Annotated in this window: 1 protein-coding gene; it reads left to right on the forward strand. The window is 65.3% G+C overall.

All coding sequences use genetic code 11. The features are described 5' to 3' along the window. The coding region (locus AC07VY_RS26555; RefSeq protein ID WP_495100140.1) for a hemagglutinin repeat-containing protein at positions 1–1012 on the forward strand (1012 nt) is incomplete at both ends.

The raw sequence follows: 1012 nt of genomic DNA on the forward strand, positions 1-1012 counted from the left end.
CAGCACCCTGCTGGCCGCGGGCAACAACCTGGTGGTTGCCTCCGCGCAAAACACCAGCAGCGCCAGCTATGCCATGGAGCAAAAGAATACGGGCCTGATGGTGTCGGCCGAGCGCATCGACCTGAAAGCCAAAAACAGCCACGCCACACAAAGCAGCCAGACCACGCAGACCGCCAGCACCATCGCCAGCGGGGGCAATACCACCCTGGTGGCGGGTAACCAGCTGGTGGTCTACGCCTCCAACCTCAGCGCCGGCCAGACTTTGACGCTGCAAGGGGCGGATGTGAACTTGCAATCGGGCCTGAACGCCAGCAGCGCCAGCGAACAAAACAGCAGCAGCCGTGGCGGTCTCAGCATCGGTCCGCACGTCACGGGCATCACCCCCAAGACCAAAGGCACCCAGGACCAGCAAGACACCACGCTGGCGGCCACCACGCTGAGCGCGCAGAACATCGACATCAAGGCCACGGGTGACACGGGAACCAACGGCAGCATCACCCTGGCCGGTGTACAGGCAAAGACCCCCGGCAAGCTCAGCCTGGACGCGGGCACAGACGGTACGCTGAACCTGAACCTGGTCACCACCACGCAATACCTGGCGCACACCAGCTCCAGCGGCGACGAGATGCTCGGCAAGTCCCGCGACCAAGGCAGCAGCGCCGAGACCGCCCACTACAACCAGCTGGAGGTGGGCAGCCTGAGCGTGAACGCGGGCCACGTCAACGTGCAGATCGCCAGGACGGCGGCGGAGGTGAAAGCCGAGCAGGCGGTGGCGGCGGAGAAAGCCGCTGCAGAGAAAGCGGCAGTAGCTGCTGCTGCGCAGAAGGCGGCCGCAGAGAAGGAGGTGGCCCGCCAGGCACAGGCGGCCAGCGCCTCCACCTTCGCCAACCCGGCCAATGCGGCGGCTATTGCGAATAGCCGCGGTAACGGTGGCAGCATTAGTAGTGGTGGTAGCAACAGCACGTCCGCCACGGTCCTGACGTCGGATATTCTGGCTGTGGCTCCCGCCACG

This window comes from Rhodoferax sp. GW821-FHT02C08 (assembly GCF_059421805.1).